The organism is Pseudomonas sp. B6002 (assembly GCF_013385985.1).
Lineage (GTDB): Bacteria > Pseudomonadota > Gammaproteobacteria > Pseudomonadales > Pseudomonadaceae > Aquipseudomonas.
The window spans coordinates 146,846-165,128 of the sequence record NZ_JACAOY010000012.1 but is presented as its reverse complement, the minus strand read 5'-3'; the positions used below and the strand labels follow the sequence as shown (position 1 = coordinate 165,128).

General features: G+C 62.1%; 15 protein-coding genes. 9 read left to right on the top strand and 6 right to left on the bottom strand.

What is annotated here, in order from left to right; genetic code table 11:
• Positions 1-24: 24 nt before the first annotated feature.
• The 4 genes from parE to HX792_RS16890 all read left to right on the top strand — a co-directional run bounded on the left by parE (position 25) and on the right by HX792_RS16890 (position 6,146).
• On the top strand, positions 25-1,932 hold the full coding sequence (parE, locus tag HX792_RS16905) for a DNA topoisomerase IV subunit B (RefSeq protein ID WP_176997151.1): 1,908 nt from the start codon (positions 25-27) through the stop codon (positions 1,930-1,932).
• On the top strand, positions 1,932-2,927 hold the full coding sequence (locus HX792_RS16900; RefSeq protein WP_176997150.1) for an esterase-like activity of phytase family protein: 996 nt from the start codon (positions 1,932-1,934) through the stop codon (positions 2,925-2,927). The genes parE and HX792_RS16900 overlap by 1 nt, the downstream gene beginning before the upstream one ends.
• Positions 2,928-2,997: 70 nt before the next feature.
• Positions 2,998-5,262 (top strand): DNA topoisomerase IV subunit A, encoded by a 2,265-nt coding sequence (parC, locus tag HX792_RS16895; protein ID WP_176997149.1) that lies wholly within the window; start codon positions 2,998-3,000, stop codon positions 5,260-5,262.
• A gap of 176 nt (positions 5,263-5,438) precedes the next feature.
• On the top strand, positions 5,439-6,146 hold the full coding sequence (locus HX792_RS16890; protein WP_176997148.1) for a membrane integrity-associated transporter subunit PqiC: 708 nt from the start codon (positions 5,439-5,441) through the stop codon (positions 6,144-6,146).
• Positions 6,147-6,327: 181 nt separating this feature from the next.
• Here the strand turns inward: HX792_RS16890 and HX792_RS16885 are convergent, their stop codons facing one another.
• Positions 6,328-7,857 (bottom strand): AhpA/YtjB family protein, encoded by a 1,530-nt coding sequence (locus tag HX792_RS16885; protein WP_176997147.1) that lies wholly within the window; start codon positions 7,855-7,857, stop codon positions 6,328-6,330.
• Positions 7,858-7,990: 133 nt separating this feature from the next.
• On the opposite strand from HX792_RS16885, the gene serB reads away from it, so the two are divergent.
• A complete protein-coding gene (serB, locus tag HX792_RS16880; protein ID WP_038850738.1) occupies positions 7,991-9,205 on the top strand; it encodes a phosphoserine phosphatase SerB in 1,215 nt (404 codons plus the stop codon).
• 138 nt (positions 9,206-9,343) lie between these two features.
• Here the strand turns inward: serB and asd are convergent, their stop codons facing one another.
• Genes asd through HX792_RS16865 form a run of 3 tightly spaced genes read right to left on the bottom strand, consistent with a single transcriptional unit; the run spans position 9,344 to position 12,628 of the window.
• Entirely contained in the window at positions 9,344-10,204 is an 861-nt protein-coding gene (gene asd / locus HX792_RS16875; RefSeq protein WP_176997146.1) for an archaetidylserine decarboxylase, read from the bottom strand.
• A 15-nt stretch (positions 10,205-10,219) separates the two neighbouring features.
• Positions 10,220-11,035: a rhodanese-like domain-containing protein gene (locus tag HX792_RS16870; RefSeq protein ID WP_176997145.1), complete on the bottom strand. Its 816-nt coding sequence runs from the start codon at positions 11,033-11,035 to the stop codon at positions 10,220-10,222.
• Between the two features lie 57 nt (positions 11,036-11,092).
• Positions 11,093-12,628, bottom strand: coding sequence for an HDOD domain-containing protein (locus HX792_RS16865; protein WP_176997144.1), 1,536 nt, complete (start codon positions 12,626-12,628; stop codon positions 11,093-11,095).
• Between the two features lie 166 nt (positions 12,629-12,794).
• Between HX792_RS16865 and motA the strand changes: the two genes are divergently transcribed.
• Together motA and motB are read left to right on the top strand one after the other, a co-directional pair.
• Entirely contained in the window at positions 12,795-13,646 is an 852-nt protein-coding gene (motA, locus tag HX792_RS16860) for a flagellar motor stator protein MotA (protein ID WP_176997143.1), read from the top strand.
• A 3-nt stretch (positions 13,647-13,649) separates the two neighbouring features.
• Positions 13,650-14,666: a flagellar motor protein MotB gene (gene motB, locus HX792_RS16855; RefSeq protein WP_176997142.1), complete on the top strand. Its 1,017-nt coding sequence runs from the start codon at positions 13,650-13,652 to the stop codon at positions 14,664-14,666.
• A 64-nt stretch (positions 14,667-14,730) separates the two neighbouring features.
• On the opposite strand, the gene rsgA is transcribed toward motB, so the two are convergent.
• Positions 14,731-15,762, bottom strand: a complete 1,032-nt coding sequence (gene rsgA / locus HX792_RS16850; protein ID WP_176997141.1) for a small ribosomal subunit biogenesis GTPase RsgA — start codon at positions 15,760-15,762, stop codon at positions 14,731-14,733.
• Positions 15,763-15,870: 108 nt separating this feature from the next.
• Here rsgA and orn point away from each other — a divergent pair, with 108 nt between their 5' ends.
• Positions 15,871-16,413, top strand: coding sequence for an oligoribonuclease (gene orn / locus HX792_RS16845; RefSeq protein WP_010213620.1), 543 nt, complete (start codon positions 15,871-15,873; stop codon positions 16,411-16,413).
• Between the two features lie 181 nt (positions 16,414-16,594).
• A complete protein-coding gene (locus tag HX792_RS16840) occupies positions 16,595-17,212 on the top strand; it encodes a trimeric intracellular cation channel family protein (protein ID WP_176997469.1) in 618 nt (205 codons plus the stop codon).
• Here the strand turns inward: HX792_RS16840 and queG are convergent.
• The gene (gene queG / locus HX792_RS16835) at positions 17,209-18,273 is read right to left on the bottom strand and encodes a tRNA epoxyqueuosine(34) reductase QueG (RefSeq protein ID WP_176997140.1); all 1,065 of its coding nucleotides are present in this window, start codon (positions 18,271-18,273) and stop codon (positions 17,209-17,211) included. The two genes, HX792_RS16840 and queG, sit on opposite strands and share 4 nt — an antisense overlap.
• Between the last annotated feature and the right edge of the window lie 10 nt (positions 18,274-18,283).

The window sequence follows — 18,283 nt, the reverse complement described above, 5'->3', positions numbered from 1 at the left end:
TCGAACGACTCACGACGAGACCCTATGGCCACTCCCAGCGCTAGCTCCTATAACGCCGACGCCATCGAAGTCCTCTCGGGCCTCGACCCGGTGCGCAAACGCCCCGGCATGTACACCGACACCAGTCGGCCGAACCACCTTGCCCAGGAAGTCATCGACAACAGTGTCGACGAAGCCCTGGCCGGCCACGCCAAGTCGGTGCATGTCATTCTTCACGCTGACCATTCCCTGGAAGTGTCCGACGATGGTCGCGGCATGCCGGTGGACATCCACCCGGAAGAGGGTGTGCCTGGCGTCGAACTGATCCTCACCAAGCTCCATGCGGGGGGCAAGTTCTCCAACAAGAACTACCAGTTCTCCGGTGGCTTGCACGGTGTGGGTATTTCGGTGGTCAACGCCCTGTCCACACTGGTGCGGGTGCGGGTCAAGCGCGACGGCAACGAATACGAGATGACCTTCGCCGATGGCTACAAAGCCACCGACCTGGCTGTGGTCGGCACCGTTGGCAAGCGCAACACCGGCACCAGCGTGTACTTCGCGCCGGACCCGAAATACTTCGATTCGCCCAAATTCTCCATCAGCCGCCTCAAGCACGTGCTCAAGGCCAAGGCTGTGCTGTGTCCGGGCTTGCTGGTGACCTTTGAAGACAAAGGTACCGGTGAAAAGGTCGAGTGGCACTACGAAGACGGCCTGCGCTCCTACCTCGAAGATTCCGTCAGCGAGTTCGAGCGCCTGCCCAACGAGCCGTTCTGCGGCAGCCTGGCCGGTAATAAAGAAGCGGTCGACTGGGCGCTGCTGTGGTTGCCCGAGGGCGGCGACAGCGTGCAGGAAAGCTACGTCAACCTGATCCCGACGGCCCAGGGTGGTACTCACGTCAACGGTTTGCGCCAGGGCCTGCTGGATGCCATGCGCGAATTCTGCGAATACCGCAGCCTGCTGCCACGTGGCGTGAAGCTGGCGCCGGAAGACGTGTGGGAGCGCATCGCGTTCGTGCTGTCGATGAAGATGCAGGAGCCGCAATTCTCCGGCCAGACCAAAGAGCGCCTGTCGTCCCGCGAGGCGGCGGCGTTTGTCTCCGGTGTGGTCAAGGACGCCTTCAGCCTGTGGCTCAACGAGCACCCTGAGCTGGGCCTGGCCCTGGCCGAATTGGCGATCAACAACGCCGGCCGCCGTCTGAAAGCCAGCAAGAAGGTCGAGCGCAAGCGCATCACCCAGGGCCCGGCATTGCCCGGCAAGCTGGCTGATTGCGCCGGGCAAGACCCGATGCGCTCTGAACTGTTCCTGGTGGAGGGTGACTCCGCCGGTGGCTCCGCCAAGCAAGCGCGGGACAAGGAGTTCCAGGCGATCCTGCCGTTGCGCGGCAAGATCCTCAACACCTGGGAGGTCGATGGCAGTGAAGTCTTGGCCAGCCAGGAAGTGCACAACATCGCCGTGGCCATCGGTGTTGACCCGGGCGCAGCGGACATGAGCCAGCTGCGCTACGGCAAGATCTGCATCCTCGCCGACGCCGACTCCGACGGTCTGCATATTGCGACCTTGCTGTGCGCACTGTTCGTGCAGCACTTTCGCCCGTTGGTCGACGCCGGCCACGTCTATGTCGCCATGCCGCCGCTGTACCGCATCGACCTGGGCAAGGAGATTTTCTACGCCCTGGACGAGGCCGAACGCGATGGCATCCTCGACCGCCTGGTGGCCGAGAAGAAACGCGGCAAACCGCAGGTCACGCGATTCAAAGGCCTGGGCGAGATGAACCCGCCGCAACTGCGCGAAACCACCATGGACCCGAACACGCGGCGCCTGGTGCAGTTGACGCTGGGCGAAGACTTTGCCGAAACCTCGGAAATGATGGACATGCTGCTGGCGAAGAAACGCGCGCCGGACCGCAAGTCGTGGCTGGAATCCAAGGGTAACCTCGCCGAGGTTCTGGGCTGATGCGCACAGGTTTCGCCCTGGCGATCCTGATGTTGAGCGGTTTGGCGGCCACCCAGGTGGCTGCCGCTTCCGTTGCAGAACTCAAGTTGGTGTCCGAGCATCCGGTCGACGGCATGCGTGGCGGCAACCTCTCTGGCCTGGCCCTGTGTGGCAAGGACCTGTGGACGGTTTCCGATCGTGATGATGACCAGATCTATCGCCTGGATATCAGTGCGCCGACCTGGCAAGCCGAAACGGTCAAGATCGACGTGCCACCGGTGCCCGAGTCCGGGTTGCCGTGGGGCCTGCGTTCGCGCACCAAGGCCGCTTCGTTCATTCGTGGCGGTGATCTGGATTTCGAAGGCATCACCTGCGATGCGGCGGGCAATCGCTATATTGTCAGCGAGGCCCACGCGGCGGTGCTGCAAGTGCCGGTCAGCGGTGAATCGCAGTGGTTGAAGGTCGCCCCGGGCATGGTGCGTGAAGCGCGAGCCAGTGGCATGTTGCTGCACTTCAATGCGCTGTTTGAAGGCCTGGCGATCAACCCCGAAGGCAATCAGCTCTGGCTGGCGGCCGAACGTGAGCGGCGCGGCCTGATCTCGATCAAACGTGCGCAAAGCGTGTGGGACTGTGATGGACCCTGCGTGTTGCTGAGCGAGGCTGGCCAGGAAGTACAGCCGGCGCAGTTCACCAACGCCAAGGCGGTGTCCAAGGACTTTGCCGACCTGGCGTTGTTCAATGGCAAGCTGTTTACCCTGGAGCGCAATGCGTTCCAGATTTGCCGGCGTGATCTGGTCACGGCCAGGGTTGAGCGGTGCTGGTCGTTTGCCGACGAAACCCTGACGCCCGAGCGCCGCTACGCCCAGCCGTATGGCCTGGCCGAAGCGTTGGTGGTGGATGCTGACGGTGCCTGGCTGGGCATCGACAATAACTTCGGCCCGCGCGCCGATGGTGAAAAACGCCCGGTGGTCTATCGTTTCGCCGCCCCGGCCGGGGGCTGGAGTGCCCAGCCATGAACGTGAATTTTCTTGAATTGACCCGACGTTGCGACATTTTCGCTGCGTCTTACCAAATGATGAGGCCCGCATGAGTGACATCCTCGCAGACAGCTTAGATGGCGTAGAACGCCGGTCGCTGGCTGACTTCACCGAAAATGCCTACCTCAACTACTCCATGTACGTGATCATGGACCGTGCCTTGCCGCACATCGGCGACGGCCTGAAGCCCGTGCAACGGCGCATCATCTACGCCATGAGTGAGTTGGGCCTGGACGCCGATTCCAAGCACAAGAAATCGGCGCGTACCGTCGGTGACGTGCTCGGCAAGTTCCACCCCCACGGCGACTCCGCCTGCTACGAAGCCATGGTGCTGATGGCCCAGCCGTTCAGCTACCGCTACACGCTGGTGGACGGCCAGGGCAACTGGGGTGCACCGGATGATCCCAAGTCTTTCGCCGCCATGCGGTACACCGAAGCGCGGTTGTCGCGTTACTCGGAAGTGCTGCTGAGCGAGTTGGGGCAGGGCACCGCTGACTGGGGCCCGAACTTCGACGGTACCCTCGACGAACCCCTGGTGTTGCCAGCACGTTTACCGAATATCCTGCTCAATGGCACCACCGGTATTGCCGTGGGCATGGCCACCGACGTGCCGCCGCACAACCTGCGCGAAGTCGCCACGGCCTGCGTGCGCTTGCTCGATGAGCCCAAGGCCACGGTGGAGCAGCTCTGCGAGCACATCCAGGGCCCGGACTACCCGACCGAGGCGGAAATCATCACGCCGCGCGCCGACCTGCTGAAAATGTACGAAACCGGCAAGGGTTCGGTGCGCATGCGCGCCGTCTACCACGTCGAAGACGGCGACATCATCGTCACCGCGCTGCCGCACCAGGTGTCCGGCGCCAAGGTACTGGAACAGATCGCTGCGCTGATGCAGGCCAAACCGTCGAAGTTGCCGCAGGTTGCCGACCTGCGTGACGAGTCCGACCACGAGAACCCGTGCCGCATCGTGATCATCCCGACCAACAGCCGGGTCGACCACGAAGTGCTGATGCAGCACCTGTTTGCCAGCACCGACCTTGAGTCCAGCTATCGGGTCAACGTCAACATCATTGGCCTGGACGGCAAGCCGCAGCTGAAGAACCTGCGCAACCTGCTGGTGGAGTGGCTGGAGTTCCGCATACAGACCGTGCGTCGCCGCCTGCAATTCCGCCTCGACAAGGTTGAGCGTCGCCTGCACCTGTTGGACGGCTTGCTGATCGCCTATCTCAACCTGGACAGAGTGATCCACATCATCCGCACGGCCGAGCACCCGAAGGCCGAGCTGATCGCCGAGTTCCAGCTGAGCGAGATCCAGGCCGACTACATCCTCGACACCCGTTTGCGCCAGTTGGCGCGACTGGAAGAAATGAAGCTGCGCGACGAGCAGGATGCGTTGCTCAAGGAACAAGCCAAGCTGCAGGCCCTGCTGGGCAGCGAAGCCAAGCTCAAGAAGCTGGTGCGCAGCGAGCTGATCAAAGACGCCGAAACCTATGGTGATGACCGTCGCTCGCCGATCGTCCAGCGCGCTGAAGCGAAAGCGCTGACAGAAACCGAGCTGCTGCCAAACGAGAAAATTACCGTCGTTCTGTCGGAAAAGGGTTGGGTTCGTTCAGCCAAAGGGCATGATATTGACGCCACTGGCTTGTCGTACAAGGCGGGCGATGGGTTCAAGACCGCCGCCGCCGGGCGTTCCAACCAGTTTGCGGTGTTTATCGATTCGACCGGGCGCAGCTATTCGGTGCCGGCCCATACGTTGCCATCCGCGCGGGGGCAGGGCGAGCCACTTACCGGGCGCCTCACGCCGCCACCGGGGGCAAACTTTGAGTGTGTGCTGCTGCCCGACGATGACGCGCTGTATGTGATCGCTTCCGACGCCGGGTATGGCTTTGTCGTCAAAGGCGAAGACCTGCAGGCCAAGAACAAGGCGGGCAAGGCACTGTTGAGCCTGCCGAACAACGCCAAGGTGATCCTGCCGCGTCCGGTGGATGACCGTGATAGCAATTGGCTGGCGTCGGTGACCACCGAAGGCCGCTTGCTGGTCTTCAAGATCAGCGACCTGCCCCAGTTGGGCAAAGGCAAAGGCAACAAGATCATCGGTATCCCGGGGGAGCGCGTGGCCAGTCGCGAAGAGTACGTGACCGACATCGCGGTGATCCCGGAAGGCGCAACCCTGGTGCTTCAAGCCGGCAAGCGCACGTTGTCGCTGCGCCCTGACGACCTTGAGCACTACAAGGGCGAGCGGGGCCGGCGTGGTAACAAACTGCCGCGTGGCTTCCAGCGAGTGGATGCTTTGTTGGTGGAAACGCCTGTTTAAGGCGAATTAGAGCCCCCGATCTACGATTTAACGCGTAGATCGGCGCTTTGGCGCTGGAGTCATGGCGCATATTCACGGATGATATGGCCTTTCCAGCGCCGGCGTGGCCGAGCGTGTTTAGGTTATTTTTAGTATTACATTGTGGTTCGCCTTGTGGCAGCCACCTGGATGGGATGATGACTGCTCCACGCCTTCCTTTAATTTTGATGCTCGCTGGCCTTCTGGGGCTGGCGGGTTGCAGCACACACCAGCCTGTGTCGCTGTACCAGCTGGACAGCGGAAGTCCGGCTCAGCCAGCTCAAACCGCTGGCATGGCCGTATTGCTGGGCCCGGTAGTCGTTGCGGACTACCTGCAACGCGAAACCCTGCTGCAACGTCAGAACGATGGCAGCCTGCAAGGTTCCACTGACGGTCGTTGGGCGGGCAGTTTGTCCTCCGACATCAACCAGCTGATGCTGCGCCAGGTGGCGGGACAGTTGGACAGCCAGCGTGTGGTGCTGGCGCCTGCGCCAACCGGCTTCACCCCGGATGTGCAGGTGCTGCTGACCATCACGCGGCTCGACTCGGGCGCTTCGCAACCGGCGATCCTGGATGCGCAGTGGCGTTTGATCGACCGTCGCGGGCAAGTGCGGGACAACCGTATCGTGCACCTGCAGGAAGAACATACCGGCACCACCGCGTCCCAGGTCCAGGCCCAGGGCGTGTTGTTGCAGCACTTGGCGCAGCAGTTGTCGGTGGCCCTCAAGCCATTGGCCAACCAGCCGCCGATTGCCGAGGCACCGCGCAAGCAGGCCCCGGCCCCGGCCAAGCCTGCTGAGCCGCAGAAACCGAAGATGCCGATGGCCACGCCGATCCGCACGGACATGGAAGTGTTCAGGTTCTAAGCGCAATTGCAGATACAAAAAAAGGCCCGCTGATTCAGCGGGCCTTTTTGTTTGTGCGTGCTTAGGTGCTGGAACCCCGCCCCTTGTAGGAGCCGGCTTGCCGGCGATGGCGGCCTCAAGACCGCTATCGCCGGCAAGCCGGCTCCTACAGGGGGGCATTCCCATGCAGGGAACGATCACATCAACCTTTGGTGCGGGTTTCGTGCATCCGCGCCAACTGTCGCTCAAGCATCGACGGGTACGGTTCCATCAACCGCTCCACGCAGCTTGCACCCTCAGGGCTGGCAATCGGGCGGATGCGGGCGCGCTGGCGGATCAGCGTGTCTTCGCTGATCTTGCGCTCCACCAGCAGCAGGTTGCGGCTGTGCTGGGACAAGGCCAGTGCGTCCTGGGCGATTTCGGTGAGCAGCAGGTCGATCTGGCTGATGCCGAACAGGTCATCGCCCACCGTCAGGCCCAGTTGCAGTTGCAGGGTAATGCCGCTGTCGGCCACTTCGATCTGCAGGGCATGGCCCAGGGCACGCAGCAACTCGCCGCAGCAGATGGCGTTGGTCAGGTAGTCTTCGCCGCTGTCTTCACTGTGGAACAGCATCAGCGTGCTGCCATCGTTCAGGGTGTGCAGTTCGCTCTGGTACAGCGAGGCCGCCTGGTCGAGACAGTCGCGGTAGCGCTCCAGCAGCTCGGTCAGGCGTGCGCGCGGCAGGCGGCGCAGTTGGTCCTGGGCACCCAATTGCACAGCCAGTACGGCGCTGTGCTGAGGCTCGGCGTTCTTCACCGGCACGGGCTTGGGCGCTGCAACAGGGGCCGAGGAGTTGTCGCGCAAGTCGGCGAACGGGTCTTCGTCGTCCAGTTCGTCTTCTTCAGCCTTGATCACCTGGCGGGTGGCCGGTTTGAGGCCGGCCACCGGCGGGCTTTCGTCAAAGCCCGGGTCGCGCAGGTTGCGCACTTCAAACTCGGGCTCATCGTCGTAATCGGTGTCGTCGAACTCAGGCTCTGGTTCTGGCTCGCGCACGGCGGGTTCCGGGGCGAAACTGGCGTGCAGTTGGCGAGCGAGGTCGCCGATTTCATCCTGGCGATCAGTGGCCGGGGTGTGTTCGTCGATATCGCGCAGCCAGATGCGCAGTTGCATCAGGGGCGTAGAGATGTGCCGGCCCAGGCGCAGGCTTAAGGCCAGGGCCAATGCCAGCAGGATCGCGCTCAAGATGCCCATGCTTTGCAGGCTGATGGTCATCGGCTGCTGGAACTGCTGCATGTCGAGGCTGATGCGCAGTTGGCCGGCCTTCACGTCCTGGAACGTGATGTTGCTGGAGTACAGACCTTCGGCTTCACCCAACAGGCCGTTTTTCGGGCGCTGCCCGGCTTCGGCCATGATCCGGTTGTCCACGCTGTAGATGGCGGCATGGGCCACCAGCGGGTTCTTGGTCAGGTTGTTGAGCAGCACGTTGAGGCTGAGGATGTCGTTGGACACCAGCAGCTCAGTCGCCGAGGTGGCGGTCTGGGTAGTCAAGCTTTCGCCCAGGGCGTCGGCTTGCTCGTGCATGGCCTGCTTGAACTGCAATCCCATCACGCAGGCGTAGATCACCAGGGCCAGGGCGACCAGGATCACGTTATGGCTGGCGATGCGTAATGCGATCGGTACACGGCGGTGGCGCAGTGCCCGGAAGATCAGCAGGAAGAAATTATCGGTTTTTACTGGCGTGGGCCGGTTCACTTGCGCTCGGCTCTTGGTCCGTGAAGTTGACGCGCAGTATAGCGACAGCCCTAGAACCGGCAAAGCGCTGGCTGTGCCCGATGGTCACTGAAAGTGGGTAGAATGCGGTTTTTTTCCAGCCTGGGGGTGCGCCTTGCGCGAAATTGTCCTGATTAACATCACCGGTGAAGACCGTCCGGGTCTTACTGCGGCTATTACCGGCGTTCTGGCCCAGGGTGGTGTGAACATTCTCGACATCGGCCAGGCAGTGATCCACGACACCCTGTCGTTCGGCATCCTGGTCGAGATCCCGAGCACTGAACAGGCGTCTTCGGTCCTCAAGGACATCCTGTTTACCGCGTACAAGCTGGATCAGCAGGTGCGTTTCACGCCAGTGTCCGAAGAGGACTACCAGCACTGGGTGGCCGGTCAGGGCAAGAAACGCCACATCGTGACGTTGCTGACCCGCAAGGTAACCGCCGAACAATTGCAGCGCGTGAGCTCCATCACCGCGCAATACGGCCTGAATATCGACCATATCGACCGTCTGTCGGGTCGCATGCCATTGGACACCCCGGCCGACAAAGGCAAGGGCTGCATCGAGTTCTCCGTGCGCGGCGAACCGGCTGATCCGCAAGCCCTGCGCGCCGAGTTCCTCAGCGTGGCCCAGGAGTTGAATGTCGACATCGCTTTCCAGGAAGACTCGCTGTTCCGTCGCAACCGTCGCCTGGCGGTGTTCGACATGGACTCCACGTTGATCGAGGCCGAAGTCATCGACGAACTGGCCAAGGCGGCCGGTGTGGGCGAGCAGGTTTCCGAAATTACCGAACGCGCCATGGCTGGCGAGTTGGACTTCCGTGCGAGCTTCAAGGAGCGCCTGGCGCTGCTCAAAGGGCTGGACGTCAGCGTGCTGGACTCCATCGGCGCCTCCCTGCGCCTGACCGAAGGCGCCGAAACCCTGTTCGCCGAACTCAAGCGCCTGGGCTACAAGACTGCGATTCTGTCGGGTGGCTTCACTTACTTCGCCAAGCAATTGCAGGCCAAGCTGGGCATCGACTACGTATTCGCCAACGAGCTGGAAGTGGTGGATGGCAAAGTCACTGGCGTGGCGGTAGAGCCAATTGTGGATGCGCAGCGCAAGGCGGATCTGCTGAAGGAATTGGCCCACAAGGAAGGCTTGCGTCTGGAGCAAACCATTGCAGTCGGCGACGGAGCGAATGACTTGCCGATGCTGGCGATCGCCGGGTTGGGTGTGGCGTTCCGCGCCAAGCCGCTGGTGAAGCAGTCGGCCAAGCAGGCGATTTCGACGTTGGGGCTGGATGGCGTGCTGTATCTGCTGGGCTTCCGCGACCGCGACGGCCAGCTCTAACTCCGCGATCCCCCTGTCGGAATGGGATCAAAATGTGGGAGCTGGCTTGCCTGCGATAGCGATGGTGAATCCAACACCGCTATCGCAGGCAAGCCAGCTCCCACATTGATTGGGTTCCAGCTTTGAATCTGGTGTGGATCAGGCTTTCGGCAGTGCGATGCCTTGGCCCATCTGTACCGGCGTACCGGCTACCAGCTCTTCAGCCCACTTCACCTGGTCCGGCCCGAACAGCACGATCGCGGTCGAACCCAGCTTGAAGCGACCCAGCTCCGCACCTTTTTCCAGATGAATCGGCGCACGCGCGGCTTCGTCGTAACGGAAGGTTTTCAGCTCGCGTTTCGGCGGCGTTACCAGGCCAGCCCATACGGTTTCAATCGACGCCACAATCATCGCGCCCACCAACACCACGGCCATCGGGCCGCGTTCGGTGTCGAAGATGCAGGCTACGCGTTCGTTACGGGCAAACAGCTCAGGCACGTTTTCGGCGGTGGTCTGGTTCACCGAGAAGATGCGGCCCGGGATGTAGATCATCTCGCGCAGGGTGCCGGCCAATGGCATGTGCACGCGGTGATAGTCTTTCGGCGACAGGTAAACCGTCGCGAAATCGCCGCCCATGAACGGTGCAGCCACGGCAGAGTCACCGCCCAGCAGTTCCAGCACGCTGAAGCTGTGGCCCTTGGCCTGGAACACGCGACCGTGTTCGATCGGGCCCAATTGGCTGACGGCGCCGTCGGCCGGGCTCAGCACTGCGCCTGGGGTCTGGTCCAGCGGGCGGGCGCCGTCTTTCAAGGCGCGGGTGAAGAAGGCGTTGAAGTGCTCGTAGGCGGTCACGTCTTCAACCAAGGCCTGGGACATGTCCACTTGGTAGCGCTTGGCGAACCAGCTGGTGAAGGCATTCTTGAACCAGCGCACGCGGCATTCGGCGACGCAGCCAGCCAGGCGCGACAGCAAGTGGTGCGGCAGCAAGTATTGGCTGAGGATAAACAACTGCTTTTTCATAACTGTCCTTAAACCTTAAATCTCGACGGGGGTGTCGGGGTGGTTGCCCCATTCGCCCCAGGAACCGGCATAACCTTTGACTCGCGGATAACCGAGCGCCTTGGCCACCAGGTAGGTGAAGCCAGAGCGGTGGTGAGTCTGGCAGTGGGTGATGATTTCTTTGTCGCGGGTCAGCCCGAGGTCTTCGAGGATCTGCGGCATGTCGCGGCGGATGCGCAGGTTGCGCGCCTTGTCCATACCTGCGGTCCATTCGAAGTTCACCGCGCCAGGGATGTGGCCACCCTTGGCGGCGAGCACTTTTTCGCCGGAGTATTCCAGTGGGCCGCGTGCATCCCAGATGCCCAGGTCGGCAGCACCGAGGCGGCTTTGCAGGTACTCGCGGGTGGCCGTGGGGCCATCATGCAACGTGAGGCTGACCGGGCCGCCGACAGGTGCGGGCACGTCGGTGGTTACCGGGTGCTGGCCTTCGAGCCACGCCAGCAGGCCGCCGTCCAGGTAGTGGTATTTCTGGTGGCCGATCACGTCGAGCATCCAGATGAAGCGCCCGGCCCAGCCGCCGCCTTCGTCGTCATAGACCACGTAGGTCGCGTCCGGGGTGTGGCCCAGTTCGCCGAAGAGTTTTTCCAGGTCGGCCTTGTGCGGCAGCAGGCCAGGGGCGGGTGGCTGGCCCAGTTGGGTGCGCTTGGGGTCAACGAAATGCGCGCCGGGGATATGCCCTTCGGCGTAGCGGGCGGCACTGGTGAGGTCCACCAGAATCAGGTGTTCGGCATCAAGGCGACCTTGCAGGTCGCTGGTCTCGATCACCAGCGGCAAGCCAGAGAAGTCAGGCATGTGAGGTCTCCTGGGCACAAATGTTGGCGATAAAAGAGGGCGATTGTAGCGCAAGCATCAGGCGCTGCGGTTGGTAAAGCTGTGCAGGGCTTTCTCGATGCACTGGGCGGTTTTGCCGAACGCCTGCACGGTGGTTTCCGAGAACGGCCCGCCACCCTGATCGGCCACCATCAACATCACCACGCGGCCATTGCAGCTCAGGGAGCGCAGCAGCAAATGCTCGCCGGTGAACAGGCGACGCAGGATCGGCGGTAACAGCGCCGAAAACTGCGCATGGTTCTCGGGGTTGAGGCGTACCTGGGCGGACTTCTCCAGCAAGCGTTGCAGCAGCGTGCTGTTGACCACGTCCAGGCTCAGATTCGCGGCGTCTTTGGGCAAGCCGTCAGCCTGGTGCACGCGCAGCGTGCTCAGGGCGCGATCGGCCATGAACAGCAGGACCCGTTGCATGCCGCTGGCCACGAGGGCCTCTTTGGCGCAGGTGGTCAGGTGCATGGCGTTGGCAAAGCGGCTTGGCTCCACCAGCAATTCGGTGCAGCGCTTGCGCCACACCGCCAGGGACTCAGCCGTGGGTGGCGGCGCCGGCAGCAGGCCTCGATGGATCTTCTGCACATGCCACGGCCAGATCAGCGACAGCGCCGGGTGCCACAAGTCGGGCATCAGGGTCGCACGCGCGCTGGTCACCGCTTGCTGGTGAACTTGTTGCTGCACATCGCCAAGGGGCGCTTGCAGGTAGAGCGCAGTGAGGTATTGCCAGCGTTCGGTGTGCGGGCAGGTCCAGGATTCCTGGGCCGACATCGCCAGGCCATTGGCCAAAAGCACGGTGTTGGCCGGCTGATTCAGCCAGCGACGCAAATTGGGTTCGGCATCGAGCAGTTGCTGGTGGCGCAGCGGGTCATCTTCACGGGCGATGTGCAGGGCCTTGACCAGCAGGCGTTGCTCGGTCAGCAAGAGCGTATAGCCCTGGGAGACCCAGATCGGCAGGTGCCAGGTTTCGGTCAGGCCGATGCACAGGTCCAGCAGGCGCACACCGAACAATTCCTGCTCGACCTGGCGCGCGGACTGGCCCTTGTGGATCACCCGCAGTTCCCATTCTTCCAGGAGTTTGGGGTACGCCACGGCCATTGGCCACAACGGCGACAGGAACAACAGGCTGCCCCAGTGGATGTCTTGCCACAGCCGCGCCAGGCGGCTGGCGAACAGGCCGTTGGCTTGCTGTGATGCATGCTGGCTCACCAGCAGCAGTTGGCGCAGCGCCACGGGAATTTCGTTGGCTGGCACTGAAGGCAAGCGTGCCAGCAGCTCTTCGGCGCGCTTGAGACCGAGGCGGTTAAGCGCCACTTCAAGGTTTTCGGCCGGTTCCGCCAGGCTGCCGTGGGTATGGCTGTTGGCTTCGCGCATCACGCTGAGCACCAGCGCGGGGCTGTTCTGCATCAGTTCGGCAATGTCTCGCAATGAACTGCGGCTGTCGCGGATGGCTTTGCACACGCGCTCGTGGCTGGCCTGTGGGACGGGCAGCAGCACATCGTCCAGGCGCTTGATCCAAGCGGCGAGGGTGGTGGGTCTTGAACTTGGGACTGTCGTTTCATTAGCCATGATTGGGGCGCGATCATCACTTGCATTCAACACGCCCGGAACGGGCCGAATTGGCTTTTCGCCTTAACGGGCTATAGTCTGGCGCAGTTTTGCCGATAAGTAGAACAAGAGTTTTCGGCTACACCCAATATGTCCATGAACCCGACGGCGCAAGTACAGATCCCCTATGGCTAAAATTATCGGCATCATCGTCGTCATCGCAAGCGTGCTCGGTGGGTACGTCCTGTCCCACGGTAAAATTGCTGCACTGATCCAGCCTTTCGAAGTGCTGATTATCGGTGGTGCCGCGTTTGGTGCATTCCTGCAGGCCAACCCTGGCTACATGACCATGCACGTGATCAAGAAGTCGCTGGGCATGTTCAGCTCGCGCTTCTCCCACACCTTCTACCTGGATGTGCTGGGGCTGATCTACGAGATCCTCAACAAGAGCCGCCGCGAAGGCATGATGGCCATCGAAGCCGACATCGAAGATGCCGCGGCCAGCCCGATTTTCGCCAAGTACCCGGCCGTGCTCAAAGATGAGCGCATGACCGCTTACATCTGTGATTACCTGCGCATCATGTCCTCCGGCAACATGGCTCCCCATGAGCTGGAAGGCCTGTTCGACATGGAACTGTTCAGCCTCAAGGAAGAGCTGGAGCATCCCTCCCATGCGGTGACCGGCATCGCCGACGGCATGCCCGGTTTCGGTATCGTCGCGGCGGTACTGGGTATCGTGGTCACCATGGCGTCCCTGGGCGAAGGCGACCAAAAGGCTATCGGCATGCACGTAGGTGCGGCACTGGTGGGTACCTTCTTCGGTATTCTCGCGGCCTATGGTTTCTTCGGCCCGCTGGCCACCTCCCTGGCCCACGACGCCAAGGAAGAAGTGAACCTCTATGAAGCGATCAAGGCGTGCCTGGTGGCTTCCGCCTCTGGCATGCCGCCATCGCTGGCGGTGGAGTTCGGGCGCAAGGTGCTGTACCCGAAACACCGCCCAAGTTTTGCCGAGCTGGAACAAGCGGTTCGCGGTCGCTAAGTCATGGAAAACAACCAGCCGATAATCATCAAGCGCGTCAAGCGCTTCGCTGCGGGGCACCATGGCGGCGCCTGGAAAATCGCCTTCGCCGACTTTGCGACGGCGATGATGGCGTTCTTTTTGGTGCTGTGGTTGATGTCTACCGCCACGCCGGAACAAAAGATCGCCATCGCCGGTTACTTCAAAGACCCGATTGGCTTCTCGGAAAGCGGTACGCCCTTTGTGATTGACCTGGGCGGCTCGCCACAGCTGGCGCCCGAGCGCACCATCAACCCTGAGGTCAAGACCGAGACGCCGCAGCAGAACATTCCTATCGAGCGCGAAACCGTCGAGTCCATGGCGGAGCAGGTCGAGAAGGAGCGCCTGGAGTTGTTGCTGCAGGAACTGCAGACCAAGGTCGAGGAAAACCCGCAGTTGCTCAAGTTCAAGGACCAGATTTCTTTCGAAATCACGCCTGAAGGCTTGCGCATCCAGATCACAGACGCCGCCAACCGACCGATGTTCGACTCCGGCAGCGCCCGACTGAAGCCGTACTTTGAAGACATCCTGCTGGCCATGGCCGACACCATCAAAGCGGTGCCGAACAAGATCAGCATCAGCGGCCACACCGATGCCAAGCCGTATGCCGGCCAGGGCGATTTCGGTAACTGGGAGTTGTCGGCCAACCGTGCCAACGCCGCTCGCCGTGCGCTGGTGGCGGGCAGTTACCCCGACCCGCAAGTGGCGCGCGTGGTGGGCTTTGCGTCCTCGCAGCTGTTTGATCATGAAGACCCGTTCAACCCGGTCAACCGCAGGATCGACATCGTGGTGCTGACCAAAAAGGCTCAGCGTGCGATTGAAGGTGACCAGCCGCCACCTGCGCCGACCCCAGGCGCCGGCGCCCCGGGCGAGGTTCCGGCCGACCCGAACGCGATCCCGCCAGGGCAGGAACCGTTGCCGGCTCATGAACTGCGTCAGAAGCTGAATCTGTTTGATGATGGTGGGGTGAAGGATCCTACGGTTCCCAAGGCAGGTTCCTAAGCCGCACATACAACAAGGCCGCGATAATCGCGGCCTTGTTGTTTCTGCCTTGTAGGGGGTGCGGTCAGTAACTGCTTTCCGGCAAGCTCGCAATGATCGACCGATAGCTGTTCATCCGTTGCTGCTGCACGCGGCCGTCTTCCAGCGCCTTGAGCAATGCACAGCCCGGCTCGCGGTCGTGCTTGCAGTCGCGGAAGCGGCAGGTGCCGATCAGGTCGTTGAACTCGATGAAACCGGCTTCCACGTCGCTGCGGCTGACGTGGCCGAGGCCGAATTCGCGGATGCCTGGGGAGTCGATCAGCTCACCGCCGCCCGGGAAGTGGAACAACCGCGCCGTCGTGGTGGTGTGGGTGCCTTGGCCGGACAGCTCGGACAGCGGGCCCACGCGGGTTTCGACTTCCGGCAGCAGGCTGTTGACCAGCGACGACTTGCCCACGCCCGATTGGCCGACAAACACGCTGATGCGCCCGTCCAACTGCTGTTGCAGTTGCTCCATGCCGTTGCCGTGATGGGCCGACACTTCCAGCACCGGGTAGCCCAAGGTGCGGTACACCGCCAGCAATGCATTGAGCGCCGGGGCGTTCTGCTCGTCGATCAGGTCGTACTTGTTGAGCAGTAACAGCGGGCGGATGCCGGCATGTTCAGCCGCGACCAGGTAACGGTCGATCAGGTTGGCATGGGGCTCGGGCAGTGGCGCGAACACGATCACGATCATGTCGACGTTGGCCGCCACCGGCTTGAGCTGGCCACGGCTGTCCGGGCGACGCAGCTCGGTGGTGCGCGGCAACTGGGCGACGATCACGCCGATACCCTGGTTGCCGGCACGCCAGACCACCTGGTCGCCAGTCACCAGCGCTGGCAGGTTGGCGCGCAAATGGCAGCGGAACACCTGGCCGGCGAGTTCGCCTTCCAGCGCCTCCACTTCGACCTGCACACCAAAGTGCGCGATCACCAGGCCCGTTTGTTCAGGGCCCAGGTCGCCGCCCTCAAGCGCTTCCACGGCGGAGGATTCACGTTTGGCGGCGCGAGCGGCGCGTTCACCTTGAATCTTTTCGATGCGCCAGTTTTGGCGACGATTGAGCTGGCGTTTGGCCATGGGTGTTCCGTGTCGATAATGCAAAGGTTGGGTAAAACGGTCGCGAGTCTAGCACGGCCCCGCCTGCTAAACTGCGCAGCTAAGCCAAGGTGCCAAGAGAATAGAGCCATGCAAAACCCACAGAACCTGATTTGGATCGATCTGGAAATGACCGGTCTGAACCCTGACACCGACGTCATCATCGAGATGGCCACCATTGTCACCGACAGCAACCTCAACACCTTGGCCGAAGGTCCGGTGATCGCCATCCATCACAGCGACGCCGTACTCGCCACCATGGACGAGTGGAACACCCGCACCCATGGCAACTCCGGCCTGACCCAGCGCGTGCGCGACAGCCGCATCAGCATGGCTGAGGCCGAGGCCGAAACCATCGCCTTCCTGGAAAAATGGGTGCCCAAGGGCAAGTCGCCGATCTGCGGCAACAGCATCTGCCAGGATCGCCGCTTCCTCTATACCCACATGAAGGCGCTGGAAAGCTACTTCCACTACCGCAACCTGGATGTGTCCACGTTGAAAGAGCTGGCCGCGCGCTGGGCGCCGGAAGTCAAAGACAGCTTCCATAAAGGCAGCACGCATCTGGCGCTGGATGATATTCGCGAGTCGATTGCCGAGCTGCAGCATTACCGCAAGCATTTCATCAAGGCCTGATTAAGCGGCGCTTGAACCGGCACCATCGTAGGCAAGCCAGCTCCCACATTTGATTGCATTCACACATCAAACTGTGGGAGCTGGCTTGCCTACGATGAGGGCAGCGCGGTCTTTCGCCAAGCGCCCCCTTTTGGTGCCATCACCAAATGATTAGACTGCGCGCCTCTTTGCAAGGATCGCCATCATGCTGTTGATGCTCTACCTCATCGCCATCACCGCCGAAGCCATGACGGGCGCCCTGTCCGCCGGGCGGCGCGGCATGGACTGGTTCGGTGTGGTGTTGATCGCCTGTGTGACAGCGTTGGGCGGCGGTTCCGTGCGTGACGTGCTGCTGGGGCATTACCCGCTGACGTGGGTCAAGCACCCTGAATACCTGGTGCTGACCTCCATCGCCGCGCTGGTGACCATCTTCATCGCGCCACTGATGCGACGCCTGCGCTCGTTATTTTTGGCGCTGGACGCCCTGGGCCTGGTGGCCTTCACCCTGATTGGCTGCATGACCGCGCTGGAAATGGGCCACGGCATGCTCGTGGCGTCGGTCAGCGGCGTGATCACCGGTGTGTTCGGCGGCATCCTGCGGGACATCTTCTGCAACGACATCCCGCTGATCTTCCGCCGTGAGCTGTACGCCAGCGTGTCGTTCCTCGCCGCCTGGTTCTACATGCTGTGTCTCTACCTGGAATTGCCCAGCGAGCAAGCGATCCTGCTGACCCTGTTCAGCGGCTTTTTACTGCGACTGTTGGCGATCCGTTTTCACTGGGAAATGCCCAAGTTCGTCTACAACGACGACGTGCATTAACGGCTGGCGTGCTGGGCCAGCGCCCATTCCACGTGTTCGCGTACCAGCTCCGACGGGTAATCCCGGCGGGCCTTCAGGGCTTCCAGCACGGGAATGCTCGACGGCGCATTGCCCAGGCCCACGGCCAGGTTGCGCAGCCAGCGCTCGTAACCGGCGCGGCGTAGCGGCGAGCCCTCGGTACTGCTGAGGAATTTATCCTCGTCCCACATAAACAGTTCCGCCAGCTCGGCGTTGTCCAGGTTGTGCCGTGGCTTGAAGTCACCTTCGGCGGTTGAGCGGGCGAAGCGATTCCATGGGCACACGATCTGGCAGTCGTCGCAGCCGAACACGCGATTGCCGATCAACGGCCGCAGGTCTTCGGGGATCGCGTTCTTCAGCTCGATGGTCAGGTAAGAAATGCAACGTCGCGCATCCAGCACATAGGGGCCGACGAAGGCGTTGGTGGGGCAGATATCCAGGCACGCCGTGCAGCGGCCGCAGTGTTCGGTGCTATGGGGTTCGTCTACCGGCAGCGGCAGGTCGACAAACAGCTCGCTCAGGAAAAAGTAGCTGCCGGCTTTGCGGTTGAGCACCAGGGTGTTCTTGCCGATCCAACCCAGCCCGGCTTTTTCCGCGATGGCCTTTTCCAGCACGGGGGCGCTGTCGACAAAGGCGCGAAAGCCAAACGGGCCAATTTGCGCCTGAATGCGGTCGGCCAGTTGCTGCACGCGCTTGCGGATCAGCTTGTGGTAGTCGCGGCCCAGGGCGTAGCGCGAGATATAGGCTTTTTCCGGCTTGGCCAGCAGTTGCGCCATTTGTGTGTCGCCCGGCAGGTAATCCATGCGCAGCGACACCACACGCAACGTGCCCGGCACCAGCTCATCCGGGTGCGAGCGTTTGCTGCCGTGGGCGCCCATGTACTCCATCTCGCCGTGGTAGCCCGCGTCGAGCCAGCGTTGCAGGTGCTGTTCATGCTCGCCCAGGTCCAGGCCGCTGATGCCGACTTGTTGAAAGCCCAGCTCGCGGCCCCAGTCTTTGATCGATTGGGCGAGGGCAGGCAGATCGGAGGTAATGGCAGGCATGAGACACAGG